The organism is Arthrobacter sp. TmtSoilC79, assembly GCF_059739405.1.
Map to the genome: position 1 here is coordinate 2,932,555 of NZ_AP046051.1, position 17,360 is coordinate 2,949,914.

The 17,360-nt window shown below is 62.9% G+C and carries 13 protein-coding genes; 7 read left to right on the forward strand and 6 right to left on the reverse strand.

The window, feature by feature from the left end; all coding sequences use genetic code 11:
- Positions 1-4: 4 nt before the first annotated feature.
- Complete coding sequence (gene argJ / locus AC6JA3_RS13465; protein ID WP_223945097.1) at positions 5-1,171, reverse strand: bifunctional glutamate N-acetyltransferase/amino-acid acetyltransferase ArgJ; 1,167 nt, start codon at positions 1,169-1,171, stop codon at positions 5-7.
- Positions 1,168-2,199: an N-acetyl-gamma-glutamyl-phosphate reductase gene (argC, locus tag AC6JA3_RS13470; protein ID WP_026547360.1), complete on the reverse strand. Its 1,032-nt coding sequence runs from the start codon at positions 2,197-2,199 to the stop codon at positions 1,168-1,170. The genes argJ and argC overlap by 4 nt, the downstream gene beginning before the upstream one ends.
- A 168-nt stretch (positions 2,200-2,367) precedes the next feature.
- On the opposite strand from argC, the gene AC6JA3_RS13475 reads away from it, so the two are divergent.
- From AC6JA3_RS13475 to AC6JA3_RS13490, 4 genes are all read left to right on the forward strand, one after another.
- The gene (locus AC6JA3_RS13475) at positions 2,368-3,456 is read left to right on the forward strand and encodes a fatty acid desaturase family protein (RefSeq protein ID WP_347783530.1); all 1,089 of its coding nucleotides are present in this window, start codon (positions 2,368-2,370) and stop codon (positions 3,454-3,456) included.
- A gap of 85 nt (positions 3,457-3,541) precedes the next feature.
- Positions 3,542-4,507, forward strand: a complete 966-nt coding sequence (locus AC6JA3_RS13480; RefSeq protein WP_026547358.1) for a quinone oxidoreductase family protein — start codon at positions 3,542-3,544, stop codon at positions 4,505-4,507.
- 118 nt (positions 4,508-4,625) lie between these two features.
- On the forward strand, positions 4,626-8,582 hold the full coding sequence (locus AC6JA3_RS13485) for a Pls/PosA family non-ribosomal peptide synthetase (RefSeq protein WP_347783531.1): 3,957 nt from the start codon (positions 4,626-4,628) through the stop codon (positions 8,580-8,582).
- A gap of 11 nt (positions 8,583-8,593) precedes the next feature.
- A complete protein-coding gene (locus tag AC6JA3_RS13490) occupies positions 8,594-9,937 on the forward strand; it encodes a M1 family metallopeptidase (protein ID WP_347783532.1) in 1,344 nt (447 codons plus the stop codon).
- Here AC6JA3_RS13490 and AC6JA3_RS13495 read toward each other — a convergent pair.
- On the reverse strand, positions 9,934-10,572 hold the full coding sequence (locus AC6JA3_RS13495) for a 4'-phosphopantetheinyl transferase family protein (RefSeq protein WP_347783533.1): 639 nt from the start codon (positions 10,570-10,572) through the stop codon (positions 9,934-9,936). The genes AC6JA3_RS13490 and AC6JA3_RS13495 overlap by 4 nt on opposite strands.
- A 340-nt stretch (positions 10,573-10,912) precedes the next feature.
- On the opposite strand from AC6JA3_RS13495, the gene AC6JA3_RS13500 reads away from it, so the two are divergent.
- From AC6JA3_RS13500 to AC6JA3_RS13510, 3 genes are all read left to right on the forward strand, one after another.
- Positions 10,913-11,173, forward strand: a complete 261-nt coding sequence (locus AC6JA3_RS13500; RefSeq protein WP_223945093.1) for a hypothetical protein — start codon at positions 10,913-10,915, stop codon at positions 11,171-11,173.
- A 62-nt stretch (positions 11,174-11,235) separates the two neighbouring features.
- Complete coding sequence (locus AC6JA3_RS13505; protein WP_223945092.1) at positions 11,236-11,748, forward strand: hypothetical protein; 513 nt, start codon at positions 11,236-11,238, stop codon at positions 11,746-11,748.
- Between the two features lie 6 nt (positions 11,749-11,754).
- Positions 11,755-12,273 carry a hypothetical protein gene (locus tag AC6JA3_RS13510; protein WP_347783534.1) on the forward strand — a complete coding sequence of 173 codons (519 nt, stop codon included), beginning with the start codon at positions 11,755-11,757 and terminating at the stop codon, positions 12,271-12,273.
- Positions 12,274-12,593: 320 nt separating this feature from the next.
- Here the strand turns inward: AC6JA3_RS13510 and AC6JA3_RS13515 are convergent, their stop codons facing one another.
- The 3 genes from AC6JA3_RS13515 to pheS all read right to left on the reverse strand — a co-directional run bounded on the left by AC6JA3_RS13515 (position 12,594) and on the right by pheS (position 17,247).
- Positions 12,594-13,460, reverse strand: coding sequence for a trypsin-like serine peptidase (locus AC6JA3_RS13515; protein WP_497920159.1), 867 nt, complete (start codon positions 13,458-13,460; stop codon positions 12,594-12,596).
- 179 nt (positions 13,461-13,639) lie between these two features.
- Positions 13,640-16,183 (reverse strand): phenylalanine--tRNA ligase subunit beta, encoded by a 2,544-nt coding sequence (gene pheT / locus AC6JA3_RS13520; protein ID WP_347783535.1) that lies wholly within the window; start codon positions 16,181-16,183, stop codon positions 13,640-13,642.
- 2 nt (positions 16,184-16,185) lie between these two features.
- Complete coding sequence (gene pheS, locus AC6JA3_RS13525; RefSeq protein ID WP_026541598.1) at positions 16,186-17,247, reverse strand: phenylalanine--tRNA ligase subunit alpha; 1,062 nt, start codon at positions 17,245-17,247, stop codon at positions 16,186-16,188.
- Positions 17,248-17,360: the final 113 nt, after the last annotated feature.

Below are 17,360 nucleotides of genomic sequence, written 5' to 3' on the forward strand. Positions count from 1 at the left end.
GGGCTCAGCTCGAGTAGGCACTGTTTTCATGCACGTAATCGTGCGTAAGGTCATTGGTCCAAATCGTGGCCTCGGCGTCTCCGGCTTGCAGGTCGATTTCGACCAGCACTTCGCGCGGCTCCAGGTCCACCAGGTTCCGGTCATCGCCGATTGCACCGTTGCGGCAGATTTGGACACCGTTCATGGCAACGTTCAACTGGTCCGCCTCGAACGCAGCATCCGTGGTTCCTACTGCCGAGAGCACGCGGCCCCAGTTGGGGTCCTTGCCGAAGATGGCTGCCTTGAACAGGTTGGAACGGGCCACGCTGCGGCTGACGATTTCGGCGTCGCGTTCGCTGGCCGCGTTGAATGTGCGGATGGCGATGTCGTGGCTGGCGCCCTCGGCATCGCCGATGAGCTTGCGTGCCAGTTCGGCGCAGACCTGGGTGACGGCTTCGCTCAGTTGCGCGGCAGACGGCAGCGCTTCCGAAGCTCCCGATGCCAGCAGCACTACGGTGTCGTTGGTGGACATACAGCCATCAGAGTCTGCGCGGTCAAAGGTGACCCGGGTGGCATCGCGGAGTACGACGTCGAGCTCATCGGCAGGAACCTCGGCGTCGGTGGTCAGAACGACCAACATGGTGGCAAGGCCCGGCGCCAGCATGCCGGCGCCCTTGGCGATGCCGCCCACGGTGAACTGCTTGCCCTCCGCGTCCTTGCCCGTGAAGACCGCTTCCTTGGAGACGCTGTCCGTGGTCATGATGGCAGTTGCCGCTGCTGAGCCGCCGTCCTCGGACAGCTCACCGAAGGCCGCCTCGACGCCCGGGATGATCTTGTCCATGGGCAACTGCTCACCGATCAGGCCCGTGGAGCACACCACGACGTCGGAAGCTGAGACTCCCAGCACGGCCGCCACTTTCTCGGCCGTTGCATGGGTGTTCTGGAAGCCCTGCGGGCCGGTGCAGGCGTTGGCCCCACCGGAGTTCAGGACCACTGCGTCCACCCGGCCATCGCTGACTACCTGGCGGGACCAGTGAACGGGTGCAGCGGCGACCCGGTTGGATGTAAAGACCGCAGCGGCAGCCTTGGACGGGCCGTCGTTGACTACGAGGGCCAGGTCCGGGTTACCGGAGGCCTTGATACCGGCTTTGATGCCGGCTGCGCGGAATCCCTTGGGTGCGGTAATGGTCACGGTGCAACTCCCTGGAGGTTCAGGCCGGCGGTTTCATCCAGGCCGAGGGCAATGTTCATGGACTGCACGGCTCCGCCGGCGGTCCCCTTGGTGAGGTTGTCGATGGCACACGTCACGATGACCCGGCCTGTGTGCTGGTCATAGGCAAGTTGCATCACGGCGTGGTTGGAGCCCTGTACCGACTTGGTGGCAGGCCATTGGCCTTCAGGCAGAAGGTGGACAAACGGCTCGTCGTCGTAGGCGTCCGCCCAGGCTTGGCGGAGCTCGGTTTCAGTAACACCCTGGGCAACCTTCGCTGTGGCCGTGGTCAGGATGCCCCGGCTCATGGGAACCAGCGTTGGAGTGAAGGAAACCGTGACAGGTTCCCCTGCAGCGTTGGACAGCCCCTGTTCAATTTCAGGGGTATGCCGGTGTCCGCCGCCAACACCGTAGGGGCTCATGGAGCCCATGACCTCGGCGCCGATCAGGTTGACCTTGGCAGCCTTTCCGGCACCCGATGTCCCTGAAGCAGAGACAATGACGACGTCGTCCGCCAGGAGGAGATTGTTGGCAAACCCGGGCGTCAAGGCGAGCAGCGCCGACGTCGGGTAGCAGCCGGGAACAGCGATGCGCGTGGCACCTTTAAGGGCTTCCCGCTGGCCGGGAAGTTCAGGCAAGCCATAAGGCCACGTGCCTGCATGGGCCGAGCCGTAGAACTTTTCCCAGGCAGCGGCGTCCTGCAATCGGTGGTCCGCACCGGCGTCGATGACTATGGTTCCCTCGGGCAACTGCGCCGCGATCTCAGCCGAGGCGCCATGGGGAAGGGCGAGGAACACGACGTCGTGGCCCGAAAGGTTCTCCACGGTGGTGTCTTCGAGAATCCTGCTGGCCAAACCATGGAGATGCGGTTGCAGCTCCCCTAGTCTTGAACCGGCGTTGCTGTGTGCGGTGATGGCACCAATGGTGACGTTGGGGTGGCCCGCGAGCAGGCGCAGCACTTCTCCTCCGGCGTAGCCGCTGGCACCGGAGACGGCAACAGAAATAGTCATGACTCCACTGTACAGCAAGAATATTCATGCTGTCCGATATTTATGCATGCAATTGTGAGCAGTCTCATTATTTTGGAGATTAGCCCGTATGCTTAGTGGAGGGTGATCCAGACCGTGCAGTCCGAACGTCGGCTGCAGCGTTGCCCGTTAGCGATACGGGGCACATTTATGTCACCCACGTCCACCGCTGAGCGCCCCAAAGCTCGCGCAATTCAACCAAATCCCGTCGTCCAGAGCTACTCAGAGCTCCTCAAGAGTGTCAAGGCCGCCGGACTTCTCGAGCGCCGCACCGGCTTCTACATTTGGGTCTTCGTGGCCCTGGTCCTGCTGATGGCCGGCACCTGGCTCGGCTTCGCACTCATCGGAGATTCCTGGTACCAGCTGCTGATTGCCGCAGCCGTAGGCATCCTGTGCACGCAACTGAGCTTCCTGGCCCACGAGGCCGGGCACAAGCAGATCTTCGCTTCCCGGCGCGCCAATGACTGGTCAGCCCGTCTCCTGGCCACCGGCGTGGCCGGCATCAGCTACTCCTGGTGGGAACAGAAGCATGGAGCCCACCACAACCACCCCAATGTCATCTCCAAGGACCCGGACATCCGGAACAACGCCCTGGTGTTCCACGAGGACGCCGCCGCGGAACGCAAGGGCCGCCTGGCCTTCCTCACTAAGAAGCAAGGCTGGTTCTTCTTCCCGCTCCTGACGCTGCTGGGCTTGAGCCTGCAGTTCGATTCCCTTCGCTTTGTCTTCGGCAAGCAAAACGTGCGTCACCGCTGGGTTGAAACGCCTATCCTCGTGGCCAGGCTCGCCTCCCTCCCGGTCCTCGCCTTCACGTTCCTGCCCATCGGTATGGCGTTCGCCTTCCTGGGCGTGCAGATCATGGTTTACGGCTTTTACATGGGCGCCTCGTTCGCCCCGAACCACAAGGGCATGCCGGTCCTCCCCAAGGACAGCCGCGTGGACTTCCTGAACCGCCAGATCCTGACCTCGCGCAACATCTCCGGTGGCCTCTTCATGGACTTCCTCCTGGGTGGACTCAACCGTCAAGTGGAGCACCACTTGTTCCCGGACATGGCCCGCCCGCACTTGTTCAAGGCCACCAAGATTGTGCGTGAGTTCTGCGCCAAACACTCCATCTCCTACACGGAGACCACGTTGATGCAGTCCTACGGGATCGTGGTCAGGTACCTCAATGAGGTAGGCCTGGCGGCAGGCCGTGGCTTCGACTGCCCGGTGGCTTCGACGCACGGACGCTTCTAAGCGTTCCACATGGGAAGCCCCAACTTCCCTAGGATGGAATCTGAAACCGGGCACCGGAAGGACCGTCCCGGAGTGAGGAGCCACCATGACGCACGCCATCGTTGCACAGCAGCCCGGAGGACCTGAGGTCCTCGAGTTCGCCTCCGTGGAACCACCAACTCCTGGCCCCGGCCAGCTGCTGATCAAGGTCGCAGCTGCCGGGGTCAACTTCATTGAGACCTATCAGCGCAGCGGTATTTACACAGTGGAGTACCCCTTCACTCCCGGCGCTGAAGCAGCAGGCACCGTGGAGGCCGTCGGCGACGGTGTCGAGGAATTTTCCGTGGGCGACCGCATCGCTACGGCCGAGGGGTCAAGGACCTACGCGGAGTACGCCCTGGTGGACGCAGGCAAGGCGCTTCCGGTCCCGGACGGCGTCGACGACCACACCGCCGCAGCCCTGCCGCTGCAAGGAATCACCGCCCATTACCTGATGAACTCATCGTTCCGGGTAGAGCCGGGCCACACCGTCCTGCTTCATGCAGGTGCCGGTGGTGTTGGCCTGCTGTTGACCCAACTGTTGAAGGCCCGCGGCGCCCGGGTGATCACTACCGTCTCTTCGGACGAAAAAGCGGATCTGTCCACTCTGGCCGGTGCCGATGAGGTGCTCCGCTACGACGGGTTCGCCGACAAGGTCCGCGAACTTACCGACGGCGAAGGTGTCAACGTGGTGTACGACGGCGTCGGCAAGGACACATTCGACGATTCCCTGAAGAGCCTGCGCATCCGCGGTGCCATGGTGCTCTTCGGTGCGGCCTCCGGCCCTGTGCCGCCTTTCGATCCCCAGCGCCTTAATGCGGCCGGATCGCTGACCCTGACCAGGCCCACCATGGCGCACTTCGTTCAGAACGCCCAGGAACGCCGGTGGCGCTCAGCGGAAATTTTCGACGCCGCCGCCAACGGCACACTCGCTGTCAGGGTGGGCGCAACGTACCCGCTCGCGGAGGCTGCCCAGGCACATAGGGACCTTGAGGGCCGCCGCACCACTGGCAAAGTCCTGCTGGTTCCATAATTGCCGGTGCCCGGCCCCCAACGGCGAATGACGTGCAGGAAAACTGTGGATCAACAAAGTGTGTCGCGAAGGAAACGGCGGACACCTTTTGTTCATCTTTCTGCGGAAAGCTGACGTCGTGAGCACAGAACATTCCTTGGGGGCCGGGCATACCCCTGCCTTGACCACGTATCGCCCCCAGCTACCGGGAGGCGCTGCCGCCCCTGCCGAGCGCACCCTCGTTGACATCCTGGAAGAAACCGCCTCGTCATTTCCCGAGGCCTCGGCGCTCGATGACGGCCACAAGTCCCTGAGCTACACCGAACTGCTCAAGGCAGTCCGGGCCTTTGCCGCCCGACTCAATGCAGCGGGCCTGGGGCGGGGCGACAAGGTCGGCATCCGGATTCCCTCCGGCACCAACGAGCTTTACATCGCCATCCTGGGAATTCTCATGGCTGGCGCGGCCTATGTTCCTGTTGATGCGGACGACCCCGAAGAGCGCGCCCGCCTGGTGTTTGGCGAAGCCAAGGTCGGTGCCATCATCGCCGCGGGATTGGAGATCGAACTTTGGGGTGCCGCCCGGGAGCCCGCCTCCATGCCGTCCACGCCCGGCCCGGATGACGATTCCTGGATCATTTTCACTTCCGGTTCCACTGGAACGCCGAAGGGCGTTGCGGTAAAGCACCGCTCCTCAGCAGCGTTCGTGGACGCAGAAGCGCGCATCTTCCTCCAGGCCGAACCCATCGGTCCACAGGACCGGGTGCTGGCCGGGCTCTCAGTCGCCTTTGATGCTTCCTGCGAAGAAATGTGGCTTGCCTGGCGCCACGGCGCCTGCCTAGTACCGGCACCGCGTGCCTTGGTACGTACCGGCATGGACTTGGGGCCCTGGCTCATCAACCACGGCATTACCGTCGTTTCAACCGTGCCCACCCTCGCTGCGCTGTGGCCTGCCGAGGCGCTTGAAAACGTCCGTCTCCTCATCTTCGGCGGCGAAGCCTGCCCGCCCGAACTGGCCGAGCGCCTCGCCGTGGACGGCCGGGAGGTGTGGAATACGTACGGACCTACCGAAGCAACCGTCGTTGCCTGCGCTGCCCCACTGGGCGGGCCCGGCCCCGTGCGGATCGGCCTGCCGCTGGATGGCTGGGACCTGGCCGTCGTCGATCCTCAAGGCATTCCGGTGGCCGAAGGTGAGATCGGCGAACTGATCATCGGGGGTGTGGGACTGGCCCGCTACCTCGATCCCGCCAAGGACGCCGAGAAGTACGCGCCCATGACGACGCTGGGATGGGACCGGGCCTACCGCTCCGGTGACCTGGTGCGCTTCGAGGCCGAGGGCTTGATCTTCATGGGCAGGGCCGACGAACAGGTCAAACTGGGTGGGCGCCGGATCGAACTGGGCGAAGTGGATGCGGCTCTTCAGTCATTGCCCGGCGTGGCCGGGGCCGCGGCAGCAGTGCAGACAACGGCTGCCGGCAACCAGATCCTTGTTGGCTATCTGGCCCCCGCTGAAGGCCATGAATTGTCCATGGAGGAGGCGCGCCGGCTTCTGGGCGAAAGCCTTCCGGCCGCCTTGATCCCCCTGCTGACCGTGGTGGATTCGCTTCCCACCAAGACCAGCGGCAAAGTGGACCGCCATGCACTCCCCTGGCCGCTGGCCGGAGCCGGTGCCACCGAGGCAGGCAACGCCCCGCTGAATCTTCCCGATGACGCCCGCTGGGTGGTGGAGCAGTGGGAGTCGGTACTGGGCAGTCCCGTCAGTTCCCTCGACGCCGACTTCTTCGCCTACGGCGGTGGGTCCTTGGCTGCGGCGCAACTCGTTTCCGCCCTTCGCGTCCGCTATCCCACCATCACCGTGGCGGACATCTATGCCACGCCGCGCGTGGGCGCGTTGATCGACGCCGCCCGGCAGTCGCTTCCCGACGGCGGCGTGCCGGGGCCCGCTGCTGAGCGCACCGTCCGCCCTACTGCCCTGAAGTCGCAGATCTTCCAAGTGCTGATGGGCGTGCCCTTGCACATCCTAGTGGGCATGCGTTGGCTCACCTACCTCATGGCCGCCAACAGGCTGCTCGCAGACTTCGCCGGCTTTGCCGCCGCGCCCGTGGTGTCGTGGTGGTGGATCGCAGCATCTTGGCTGGTTTTCGTCAGCCCTCTGGGCCGGATGGCGATCTCCGTGGTTGCAGCCAGGGTGCTGCTTGGAAGGATCCAGCCCGGCACCTACCCTCGTTCCGGCAAAACCCACCTGCGGCTGTGGCTTGCCGAGCAAATACAAGACCTCTCGGGTGCCATCGGTCTGGCCAGTGCTCCCTTTGTCCCCTATTACGCACGGGCCCTCGGCGCCAAGATCGGCAAAGACGTCCACCTGCATTCGCTGCCGCCTGTCACCGGGCTGCTCTCCTTGGGCAGCGGGGCGAACATTGAGCCCGAGGTGGACCTTTCAGGCTGGTGGGTTGACGGTGACTCCGTCCACATCGGCCAGATCCATGTGGGAGCCGGTGCAGTAGTGGGCGCCCGAAGCACCCTGATGCCGGGGGCCACCATTGGCGCAGGCGCCCATGTCGATGCCGGATCTGCCGTGCTGGGCAAGGTGAAGGCCGGACATCTTGTTGCCGGCTCCCCTGCGGAACGCCGCGGTAAGGCCAAGCACGAATGGCCGGACACCATCAGCCGGCGGCCGGTGGTCGACAGGCTCTGGTTCTCCGCTTTTGCCAGCGCTTCGGCTTTGCTGGCGCTTATCCCCTATATCTCGGCGTTCGTTGGTGCCCTGGTGGTTCTGGCGTTCATCCAGGGCCACGAGTCGTTGGAAACAGCGCTTCCACAGATTGCCCTCGCCGTTCCCCTGGCGGCCTTGGTGTGGTTCTTCGGCAACCTTGTACTCATCTTGATTGTTGCCAGGCTTCTCGGTTTGGGTTTGAAGGAGGGGTACTACCGGGTGCGCAGCCGGATCGGTTGGCAGGTGTGGGCCACAGAGCGACTCCTGGACATGGCGCGAGACCTCCTCTTCCCGGTCTACGCGAGTCTCTTCACGCCTCTCTGGCTACGACTCCTCGGGGCCAAGGTAGGCAAAAACGTGGAAGCTTCCACGGTGCTCCTTGTTCCAAAGATGACCACCATCGGGGACGGAGCCTTCCTTGCCGACGACACCATGGTGGCCTCGTACGAACTTGGTGGCGGCTGGATGAAAATCGCGCCGGCCAAGATCGGCAAGCGCTCCTTCCTGGGCAACTCAGGAATGACCGCCGCAGGGCGTAACGTCCCCAAAAACTCCCTCGTTGCCGTGCTGTCCGCCACGCCGGCCAAGGCAAAGTCCGGCACCTCGTGGCTTGGCAGCCCGCCCGTCAGGCTGCGCCGCACCGCCGTCGATGCTGACCAGACCCGCACGTTCCGCCCGGCACTGAAACTGAAGATCGCCAGGGCGTTGTGGGAACTGTGCCGCCTGATACCGGTCATCCTCACTGTGGCAATCGCCGTCAGCGTGATGCTGGTTCTGGATTGGATTGCACGAGGATGGGGTTACTGGATCGCAGCAGTCCTGGGTGGCGTGGTGATGCTCGCAGCAGGAGCCGTGGCAGCGCTCAGCTCCGTCCTCGCCAAGTGGGCTCTGGTGGGAACCATCCGTGCAGGCGAACACCCCCTGTGGAGCTCGTTTATCTGGCGTAACGAGGTGGTGGACACCTTCATCGAGATGGTGAGCGCACCCTGGTTTGCCCGCTCTGCCGCCGGAACTCCGGCCTTGGTGTGGTGGCTTCGCGGCCTCGGCGCCAAGATCGGCCGTGGAACCTGGTGCGAGAGCTACTGGCTGCCCGAAGCTGACCTCGTGACCCTGGGAGAGAACTCCACCGTCAACCGTGGTTGTGTTGTCCAGACGCACCTGTTCCACGACCGCGTGATGAGCCTGGATACCGTGACCCTCGGCAACGGGGCCACCATGGGTCCTCACGGCGTCATCCTCCCCGCTGCCAGTATTGGCGACGGCGGAACTGTTGGTCCGGCGTCGTTGGTAATGCGCGGTGAGACGGTCCCTGCCGGAACGTACTGGATGGGCAACCCGGTGAGCCCGTGGGTGGGCCCGTCAGCACAAGCGCCGCGCCTGAAGTAGATTGGACGGATATGGCCGCACCAATCCCCACCCCCAAAACCGACGCCGACCCCTACACTTTGGACCACGGCAGCACCAGCTATCGTGTGGACCGGTACGAGTTGGACCTCGATGTCAGGCTGGGCAGCAACAAGCTGATCGGCAAAGCGGTCCTGCGATGCACTGCCTTGGAATCCACGCCGCAGATCGTCCTGGATTTGGTGGGCCTGCGGGCAAGCAAAGTTCAGTTTGATGGCAAGAAGCTCCAGAAGTTCAGCCACCGGGCAGAGCATCTGGTGCTCAACCCGGCGTCGCCGCTGAGACCCGGCCAGCAGTTCTCCTTGGAGATCCGCTATGACGGCAATCCGCAGCCGCGCCGCGGCCTGTGGGGTGACGTGGGGTGGGAAGAACTGAACGACGGCGTCCTGGTGGCCGGCCAGCCCAATGGCGCGGCGTCCTGGTTCCCCTGCAACGACCATCCCCGCTTCAAGTCCAGCTTCCTCATCTCCGTGACCACCGACGATAATTACCGCCCGGTGTGCAACGGCACCTTGATCTCCCACTCCCGCAAGTCCAGCAGGGAGACCTGGGTCTACGAACAAGCTGAACCCATGGCCACCTACCTTGCTACCGTGCAAATCGGCCGGTACGTCAAGGTTCCCTTGCACGTTGACGACACCCACCACCGGGTGCCGCAGTTCGTAGCTGTCACTCCGGAAATGGCAGTGGATGCCCTCCAGGGACTCCGACGCCAGCCGGACATGATGCGGACCTTCGAGGATTGCTTCGGTCCGTATCCGTATACCGACTACACCTCGGTGGTGACTGAAGACGAGCTGGAAATCCCGTTGGAAGCCCAAACCGTCTCCATCTTCGGCCGCAACCATATGCGCGATTCCTGGGATGCCCAGCGCCTGATCGCCCACGAGTTGTCCCATCAGTGGTTCGGCAACTCACTGACCGTCAGCAGCTGGAAAGACATCTGGCTGCATGAAGGATTCGCCTGCTACGCGGAGTGGCTGTGGTCCGAGGAATCCCGCACGATGACCGTGGCTGCGCGGGCAACGGCTGCGTGGAAAAGGCTCGACGCCGGCCCGCAGGACTTGTTGGTGGGCGATCCCGGTCCCGAGTTGATGTTCGATGACCGCGTCTACAAGCGCGGAGCCCTGGCCGTCCATGCCGTACGAATCGCGGCCGGCAACGAGGCCTTCTTCGGATTCCTGCAGCATTGGACGGCCACCAACCGTCACAGCTCGGTGTCAACGGAGGCGTTTATTGAGGCTGCGGATTCGTTCATTCCGGGCTTTGATGCTGGGTCGATCCTCCGGCCATGGCTTTACGAGGCTGTGCTTCCGGCGCTGCCTTCCGCGCGTTAGCCGAGGGCCAGAGCGGCGACTAAACCGTCAGGCAGTGGTGTTTCGGTGACGTCGCTCAGGCCTGGCAGATCCAGCACATCCAGCTCCGCGGGGTTGCGCCTCAGGCCTTCCCCTGTCATCTTCAGCCACGCCTCTTTGCGTGCCCACAGGCGGGCGCGCTGACTATTTCGCTCCTGGTCCTGGATGGTAAATAGGAAGCGCTTTTCGTTTGCGGTCAGCGCGACGTCGTCGAATCCTTCGAAGGCTGCCTTGTCAGTCGATTCAAGGTCCACCCCCAGCCGGAGCTCTTCGGGAGGATGCACGACGCCGGCCAGCAGCACCCAGCCCGACGCTCTGGAGGCGCTGAGCGCCAGAGGTGCGGGGCCGCCGTCGAGCATGAACCCTGGGCGACCATGGTCCTGGCCGGGGCCGCACTGCGGGCAGTGATATTCGGGGACGAGTCGGCGGGACTCCACTCCCAGGAGCGTCGCAGCAAAGTGCAGTGCAGCAAGCCGGCCGGCCACGAACTCGTCACGGTCTGCGGGGTTGGCGTAGCGAAGGGCGCGCTCGAGGGCCAGCTGGCCGAGCAGTTCAACCGCGTCTCCTGCGCCGGGCGTCTCATCGAGCCTCCACAGGTCAAGCACCGGATTCTGCATCACGCCCTCCTCTCACGGCTAAGTCCCCAGCCCAATGTCGCAACAGCTATGGGTGGATTCCCCTTCTGTGAGGCTTCAAACGACTCTGCCATCGTCCCGTGTCCATGCCCAAATCGGGCTCCGTACGACAGGTGTTAGACCATCCTGACAGGCGATAAATGGAGAAGTGGCCTTTCACCTGTGAAGGCTTTTCTCGGGCCCCAAAAAATTCTAAAGTCGGCCGGTGCGATGAACTCGCAATTGCGCAAACCCGGTTATGCTAGTCGTTGGATTTATTGTTCCGGCTTTGGGGGCCCAGCATGGAAATTGCTTTTGATGACGGCGCGGCCGACGCGCCTCCGTGAACGATCTCCACCTGAACCCCGGCGGCACCGTATACCGGGGAACCTACGACTGGGACCACGTAGCTGAAGTCAGGCATGGGCTCGGCTGGCAGCGTAAAAGCACCGCAGACCCGGGATTCGGCGCCGTCACCTTCGGCACGGACGGCGCCACAGGACCGGATGGTGCCACAGAACTCCCAACGAAAACCCACGACGGACAAACAGGCGGCAAGGAAGGCATCTACGGGTACTTCGATAGGAGAACCCAGTCAAGCTAAAACCAAGCCAGAATCGCCCTCGGCTTGAATGACCAACTCACGAATGCGACACGATGACAACCATGCACCGCCCCCACTACAGGCGCATCCTTCCCGCCGCAGCCATCCTTCTAATCACCCTTGCAGGGTGCGGAAAAACCCCTGGAACCAATCCACCTACCGGCACCGCGGAGCAAACCATGGAACCAGAACAAGCCCGCACAGAGTACTTCAACCTCTTCAACAAGATTCAAGCCCTCGCCCCCGGCGACTGGGGTGTCGCGCCGCCCTCCGAATTTCAAGGCGACGCTTGCCGGCTCCCGGACGGGACTGACGGCACCCAATTCTCAGTCAATACAAGCCGCAGCCCACTGAGCCGAGAGGAAATGGATGCTCTCCACGAGAAGGTCAGGGCCGAGTTCGAGACCACCGGCTTCACTGTCCGGCAATCAACTGACGGAGGAGAGAACTTCGTCAGAAGAACTAGCGTCTTCGGACCCGAAAAGTTCGTCATGGGAATCACCACCGGCAAATACGGCATCGCCCTCAGCGGAAATACCCGTTGCGTTCCAGACCCGGAAGGCGAATTTCGCTAGGAAGCCATGACCACAACGCTCCGCCGCCGGTACTGGCGCATCCTTCCCGCCGCGGCAATGCTTCTTCTCACTCTTGCAGGGTGCGCGGCAACGCCGAGCACCAATTCACCTACCAGCACCGCGGAGCAGGCCATGGACCCGGAAGAAGCCCGAACAGAGTACCTTGAACTCTTCAACAAGATTCAAGCTCTCGCCCCGGGCGACTGGACGAAAGTCACACCAGACAAAGCAGGGTGGGTCTGTGATCGTCCCCTCGGCACGGAAGGCACTCAGGTGTCTTTCGATACCAGTAGGAGTCCGCTGAGCCGGGAAGAAATGGACGCTTTGCACGACAAGGTCAAGACCTTGTTCGAGGCCACCGGATTTAATCTGAGGCAGGAAATTGATGAAGGTCCGAACTTTGTCCGACACACCGTGGTCCTCGGGCCTGACAAGTTCTCTATGGCGTTCGGTACGGGCAAGTACGGTATCACCCTCAGCGGGAATACCCGCTGCTTTGCCGACCCTGAAGGAAAATATCGCTAGGAAGGGTCATGTCACCTGCTGCGGGCCCTGCCATACTCAGCCGCTGCTGGAGCCCGCCAGAGGGGCGGGCAGGGTGCGGACAAAGGTTGCTCAGACAACCAGGCATTGTTACCAACAGGGGTGGGGCGTGCCTAGGCCAAGAACGTGGTCAGCCAAGGGAAGGTCGCCCGCGGGCCAATCCACACACCCGTTACCCCATAGAGAACTTTGTCCCCTGCAAAGTGTAGCTTGTGCTTGGCGGGCTCCTATTCGCCAAAGCACGTGTTCCCCGCAGCCGTGAATCTGCTGCGGGGAACACTGGCTGGATTAACCCAAGTGGGCTACTTCACCGACGTCAGGTAGTTCGCCAACGTGGGCGTGATGCGGGTGCCCGAGTTGGAGCTTCCGCCGTTGGTGTGGATTGCCATGATGGTGTTGGAGCTGTTGTAGACGGGTGCACCGCTCTGCCCGCCGTAAGTGTCCATCTTGTAGTAGACCTTCTCAGTGGTGGTGGTCTCGATGGGGCCGGTCATGGACCACATGGTGCCGAAAGCCTTGTCGCCCGGGTAACCACGAACGGTCACATTGGTGCCATTCAGGCTGGCGGTGGTGCCGGTGTAATTCAACCAGCCGGTGGTGTTGCCGATGGTGCAGTCGAGCTTGATGACACCCCAGTCAGCGTTGGTATTGGCAGAATCGATCCATCGCTGATCGGTGTAAATCTTCGTAGCACCACAGGTGCCATAGGGGTCTGTTGAGCCATTCCGGCCGGGAGCTACTTTGACGCCCCAGGAGTAGTCGGCCTCGGAGCCTGTTCCACCCTCATGGACACAGTGACCCGCCGTCAGCACAGTGTCGTCGGAAATCAACGCACCGGAGCAGATGTAGCCGCCGTTGAACTCGATCTGGACTATTGATCGGATGGGAGCAGCCGTCGTGTTGGTGATGCGCACCCGGCCATCAGCGCCGATGACTGAATCGGTGGAAGCGCCACCGTTCTTTGAAGGTGCGGCAATCGTGTACTTGTCGGCCAAAGGTGAAGCCGCAGATCCTGAAACCTGTGACGGGTCCACCGTGTGCGATACAGGCTGGACCTCGGCGGAGGCTGTTTGCGGCGTCGACTCTGACGCTGTTGCGGCTCCACCAAGCGAGGACGTCAAAGCCATCACTGCAGCTCCAACCAGCAAAGCAACGTTGTGCTTTTTCATGGGTACCTTTCAAGGGACGGCTCTCAGTGAACCGTGCAAGGGATGTGATACACATGTTTCACATGTGCATGACAAAACTGTCATACACATGTGAATGTTCTGTCAAGATGCTGGGAGCTCAATCTCAAAAAGAAAATCCCCGGGACCACCAGGTCCCGGGGATTCACTTGATAGTGGGGCTAGCGCTGGACTGCGCCGAACCGTTCGGCTGCAACGGCAACAGCGGCGGCTCGAGCCTCAGAAGCTTCATCGGCCGTCAGGGTACGGTCATCGGCGCGGAAACGGAGGCCGAAGGCCAGCGACTTCCTGCCTTCCTCGATCCCGGGGCCAACGTAGACGTCGAACAATGCGACGTCCTCGAGGAGTTCCCCAGCACCTTCGCGCAGTGCCGAGAGGACCTGATCTGCCGGTACGTCCTGAGGGACAACCAGAGCAACGTCCTGCGTCGCCACCGGGAATCCGGAGATGTGCTTGGCCACGATCACATCAGCCGCAGCCTCGAATAATGCTTCCACATTGATCTCGAGCGCCACTGAACGTGCAGGCATATCGTGTGCAGCCAGCAGCTTCGGGTGAAGCTCACCTGCGTATCCAACAACATCTCCGTTGCGCAGCGCGAGCTGGGCTGCGCGGCCCGGGTGGAAGGCCTGGTGACTGCCCTGGCTGACCACCAGTTCAACACCGAGCACGTCGGCAATAAGGCGGGCAACGTCCAAGGCATCAGCCCAGTCCCACGCACGGGGTGCGTGCATGGCCGCGGCAGGAGAATCATGGCCGGTGAAAACAGCGGCGATGTGCAGCGGCTGGTGCGGGACGCCGTCGTACAGTGCATCCAGAACCTCATCCGAAGGCTTGACGCCCAGCGGCGGAATGGAATCCGTGCCCAGCGTTTCGCCCGGGAGGAAGACCGAACCTGCTTCATAAAGAGCCAGGTCGCGGAAGCCGCGCGAGTGGTTGCGACGGGCAACCTCGATCAAGCCCGGGAGGATGGACGTGCGAAGGAACCCTTGCTCTTCGCTGATCGGGTTTGCCAGCTTCAACGCCGGACGCGCTGCTCCTTCAGCAGCAACACCGAACGTGTCGTTGGCTGCCTTGGAAACGAACGGGTAGGACAGCACCTCGGTGAGGCCGGCATCGGCCAGTGCCTGAACAACGCGGCGCTTCTGCTGCTGGCTGCGGCTCAGGCCACGGCCCGGGGGCGCCACGGGAAGGGTGGATGGGATGTTGTCGTATCCCACCAGCCGGGCGATTTCCTCGGAGAGGTCCTCCTTGGTTTCAAGGTCATTGCGCCAGCTGGGAGCCGTCACCAAGTAGCCGTTGGCGGTCTTCTCTACGGCGGCCCCCAGATCCACCAGCGACGTGGTGATCTGCTCTTCAGTGAAGTTGATACCAATCCGTGCCGCGGCAAATTCTGCCGGCAGCTCGATGGTGACAGCGTCAGGGGCGGTTCCGACGTCGGTGCCGGCCTCATCTGCCGTGCCCCCGGCGAGCTCCACCAACAGGTCCACGACACGCTGCGCGGCAATGTTCGCGATGTGCCAATCAACCCCGCGCTCAAAGCGCTTGGAGGCTTCGGAGGGCAGCTTGTGGCGGCGACGGGAACGGGCGATCGACACTTCATCGAAGTGTGCGGCTTCCACCAGGATGCTCGTGGTGGAATCGGACACTTCAGTGTGGGCACCACCCATGACGCCGGCGATGCCGATGGCGCCGGAGTCATCGGTGATCAGCAGGTCCTCGACGTCGAGCGTGCGCACCTTGTCATCGAGGGTTGTGATCTTCTCCCCCGCCACGGCACGACGCACCACGATGTCGCCTGCGAGCTTATCGAGGTCGTAGCAGTGGTTCGGCTGGCCGAGCTCAAGCATGACGTAGTTGGAGATATCAACCGGCAGCGAGATGGACCGCACGCCTGCCAGTCGGAGGCGCGCGGACATCCACGGCGGCGTGGGACGGGAAGCGTCCACACCACGTACCGTGCGGGCCACAAAGCGGTCGCAGCCGGGCTTGCCGTAAATGGGAGCGTCGTCGTTGAGCTTGACGCCGTAGCCGCCCTGCAGGGTGGCCGGAGCCGAGACCTTGGACGCGGGATCCACGAAGGTGGTTCCAGTGGCGTGGGCGTACTCGCGGGCCACGCCACGGATGGAGAATGCGTAGCCGCGGTCCGGGGTGACGTTGATTTCCGCTGCTTGGTCGTAGAGACCCAGCAGTTCCATGGCGTCGGTGCCGATTTCAGGGTCCAGGCCGATGCTTGAGAGGACCAGGATGCCGTCGTGGTCATCGCCGATTCCCAGTTCGCGGACAGAAGCGATCATGCCCGCAGACAGGTGGCCGTAGGTCTTACGTGCAGAGATCTGGAAGTTTCCAGGCAGCACTGCACCGGGGAGGGTGACAACCACTTTGTCGCCCTCAACAAAGTTGTGCGCACCGCAGATGATGCCCTGAACGCCGGAAGGATCAATGCCCTTCCCGGTGAGGGTCTGTTCCTGTCCCTCCGGAACCACCCGGACCTGGCACCAGTTGATGGTCTTGCCATTGGTCTGCGGTTCCTTGACCAGGCTCAGGACCTGGCCCACCACGACGGGGCCGGTGAGCTCGTCCGTGGGACGGTGGACTTCTTCTTCTTCAAAACCGACCTTGACCAGGTCAGCCATGACGTCTTCGGCCGTAGCATCGGCCGGAACCTGCGCGAATTCACGCAGCCAGGAAAGTGGGATACGCACTGTTAGATCTCCATCCCGAAGTGCTCGCTGAAACGTACGTCGCCTTCGATCATGTCGCGCATGTCGCCAACCTCGTTGCGGAACATGAGCGTGCGCTCGATGCCCATGCCGAAAGCAAAACCTGAATAGATGTCCGGATCGATCCCGGCTGCCCGGAGGACGTTGGGGTTGACCATGCCGCAGCCACCCCATTCGATCCAGCGGGGACCGCCCTTGGCACCCGGGTGCCAGATGTCCAGCTCCGCGGAAGGCTCGGTGAACGGGAAGTAGTTGGGGCGCAGGCGGATGGAGGCTTCGTCGCCAAACATCTGGCGGGCGAAGTGCTCCAAGGTGCCGCGCAGGTCGGCCATGCTGAGGTTCTTGTCGATCGCAAGACCCTCGAACTGGTGGAAGACCGGCGTGTGCGTGGCGTCGAGTTCGTCCGTGCGGAACACCTTGCCCGGGCACAGGACGTAGATGGGAACTTCGCGTTCCAGCATCGAGCGGACCTGCACAGGCGAGGTGTGCGTGCGCATGAGCAGGTGGGCCTCAGGGGGCTCCACGAAGAACGTGTCCTGCATTTCGCGGGCAGGGTGGTCCGGCTTGAAGTTCAAGGCATCGAAGTTGAACCACTCGGACTCGACCTCGGGCCCTTCGGCGATTTCCCAGCCCATGCCAACAAAGATGTCCGAGACGCGGTCCTGCAGGGTGGACAGCGGGTGGCGTGCACCTGCCCGGCGTCGACGCGGAGCGGCGGTGACATCCACGGTTTCTTCGACCAGGATGCGGGCGTCGTTCTCGGCCTCGAGAACCTCTGTCCGGGCTGCGAGCGCCTGGTTGACGCGGCCCCGGGAGGACCCCATGAGCTTGCCGGCCGCAGCCTTGTGCTCCTTGGCGAGCCCACCGATTTCACGGTTGGCAAGGCTCAGCGGCGACTTCTCACCGGTGTGGGCGAGGCGGACCGCCTTGAGTTCTTCGAGGGAGGAAGCGGCTGCTATTGCAGCAACGGCGTCCTCGACGGCAGCGGTGATGGCGGCTTCATCCAGCGGGTTCGGGATGGCAGCGCCTGGCAAAGTGTCAGTCATCTACTGTTCTTAGCTACGAGTAGGGAGCGGCCGGCAAGGCAGGCCTGCAAAACGAAAGGGCAGTGCTCACCGCGGACGGCAGGCACTACCCTTCAGTCTAGTTGAACGTCGCG

Coding starts and splice junctions, on each gene's coding strand:
- argC (WP_026547360.1), bottom strand. CDS start 2,199: ATGACTATTTCTGTTGCCGTCTCCGGTGCCAGCGGCTACGCCGGAGGA.
- AC6JA3_RS13475 (WP_347783530.1), top strand. CDS start 2,368: ATGTCACCCACGTCCACCGCTGAGCGCCCCAAAGCTCGCGCAATTCAA.
- AC6JA3_RS13480 (WP_026547358.1), top strand. CDS start 3,542: ATGACGCACGCCATCGTTGCACAGCAGCCCGGAGGACCTGAGGTCCTC.
- AC6JA3_RS13490 (WP_347783532.1), top strand. CDS start 8,594: ATGGCCGCACCAATCCCCACCCCCAAAACCGACGCCGACCCCTACACT.
- AC6JA3_RS13495 (WP_347783533.1), bottom strand. CDS start 10,572: ATGCAGAATCCGGTGCTTGACCTGTGGAGGCTCGATGAGACGCCCGGC.
- AC6JA3_RS13505 (WP_223945092.1), top strand. CDS start 11,236: ATGCACCGCCCCCACTACAGGCGCATCCTTCCCGCCGCAGCCATCCTT.
- AC6JA3_RS13510 (WP_347783534.1), top strand. CDS start 11,755: ATGACCACAACGCTCCGCCGCCGGTACTGGCGCATCCTTCCCGCCGCG.
- AC6JA3_RS13515 (WP_497920159.1), bottom strand. CDS start 13,460: ATGAAAAAGCACAACGTTGCTTTGCTGGTTGGAGCTGCAGTGATGGCT.
- pheS (WP_026541598.1), bottom strand. CDS start 17,247: ATGACTGACACTTTGCCAGGCGCTGCCATCCCGAACCCGCTGGATGAA.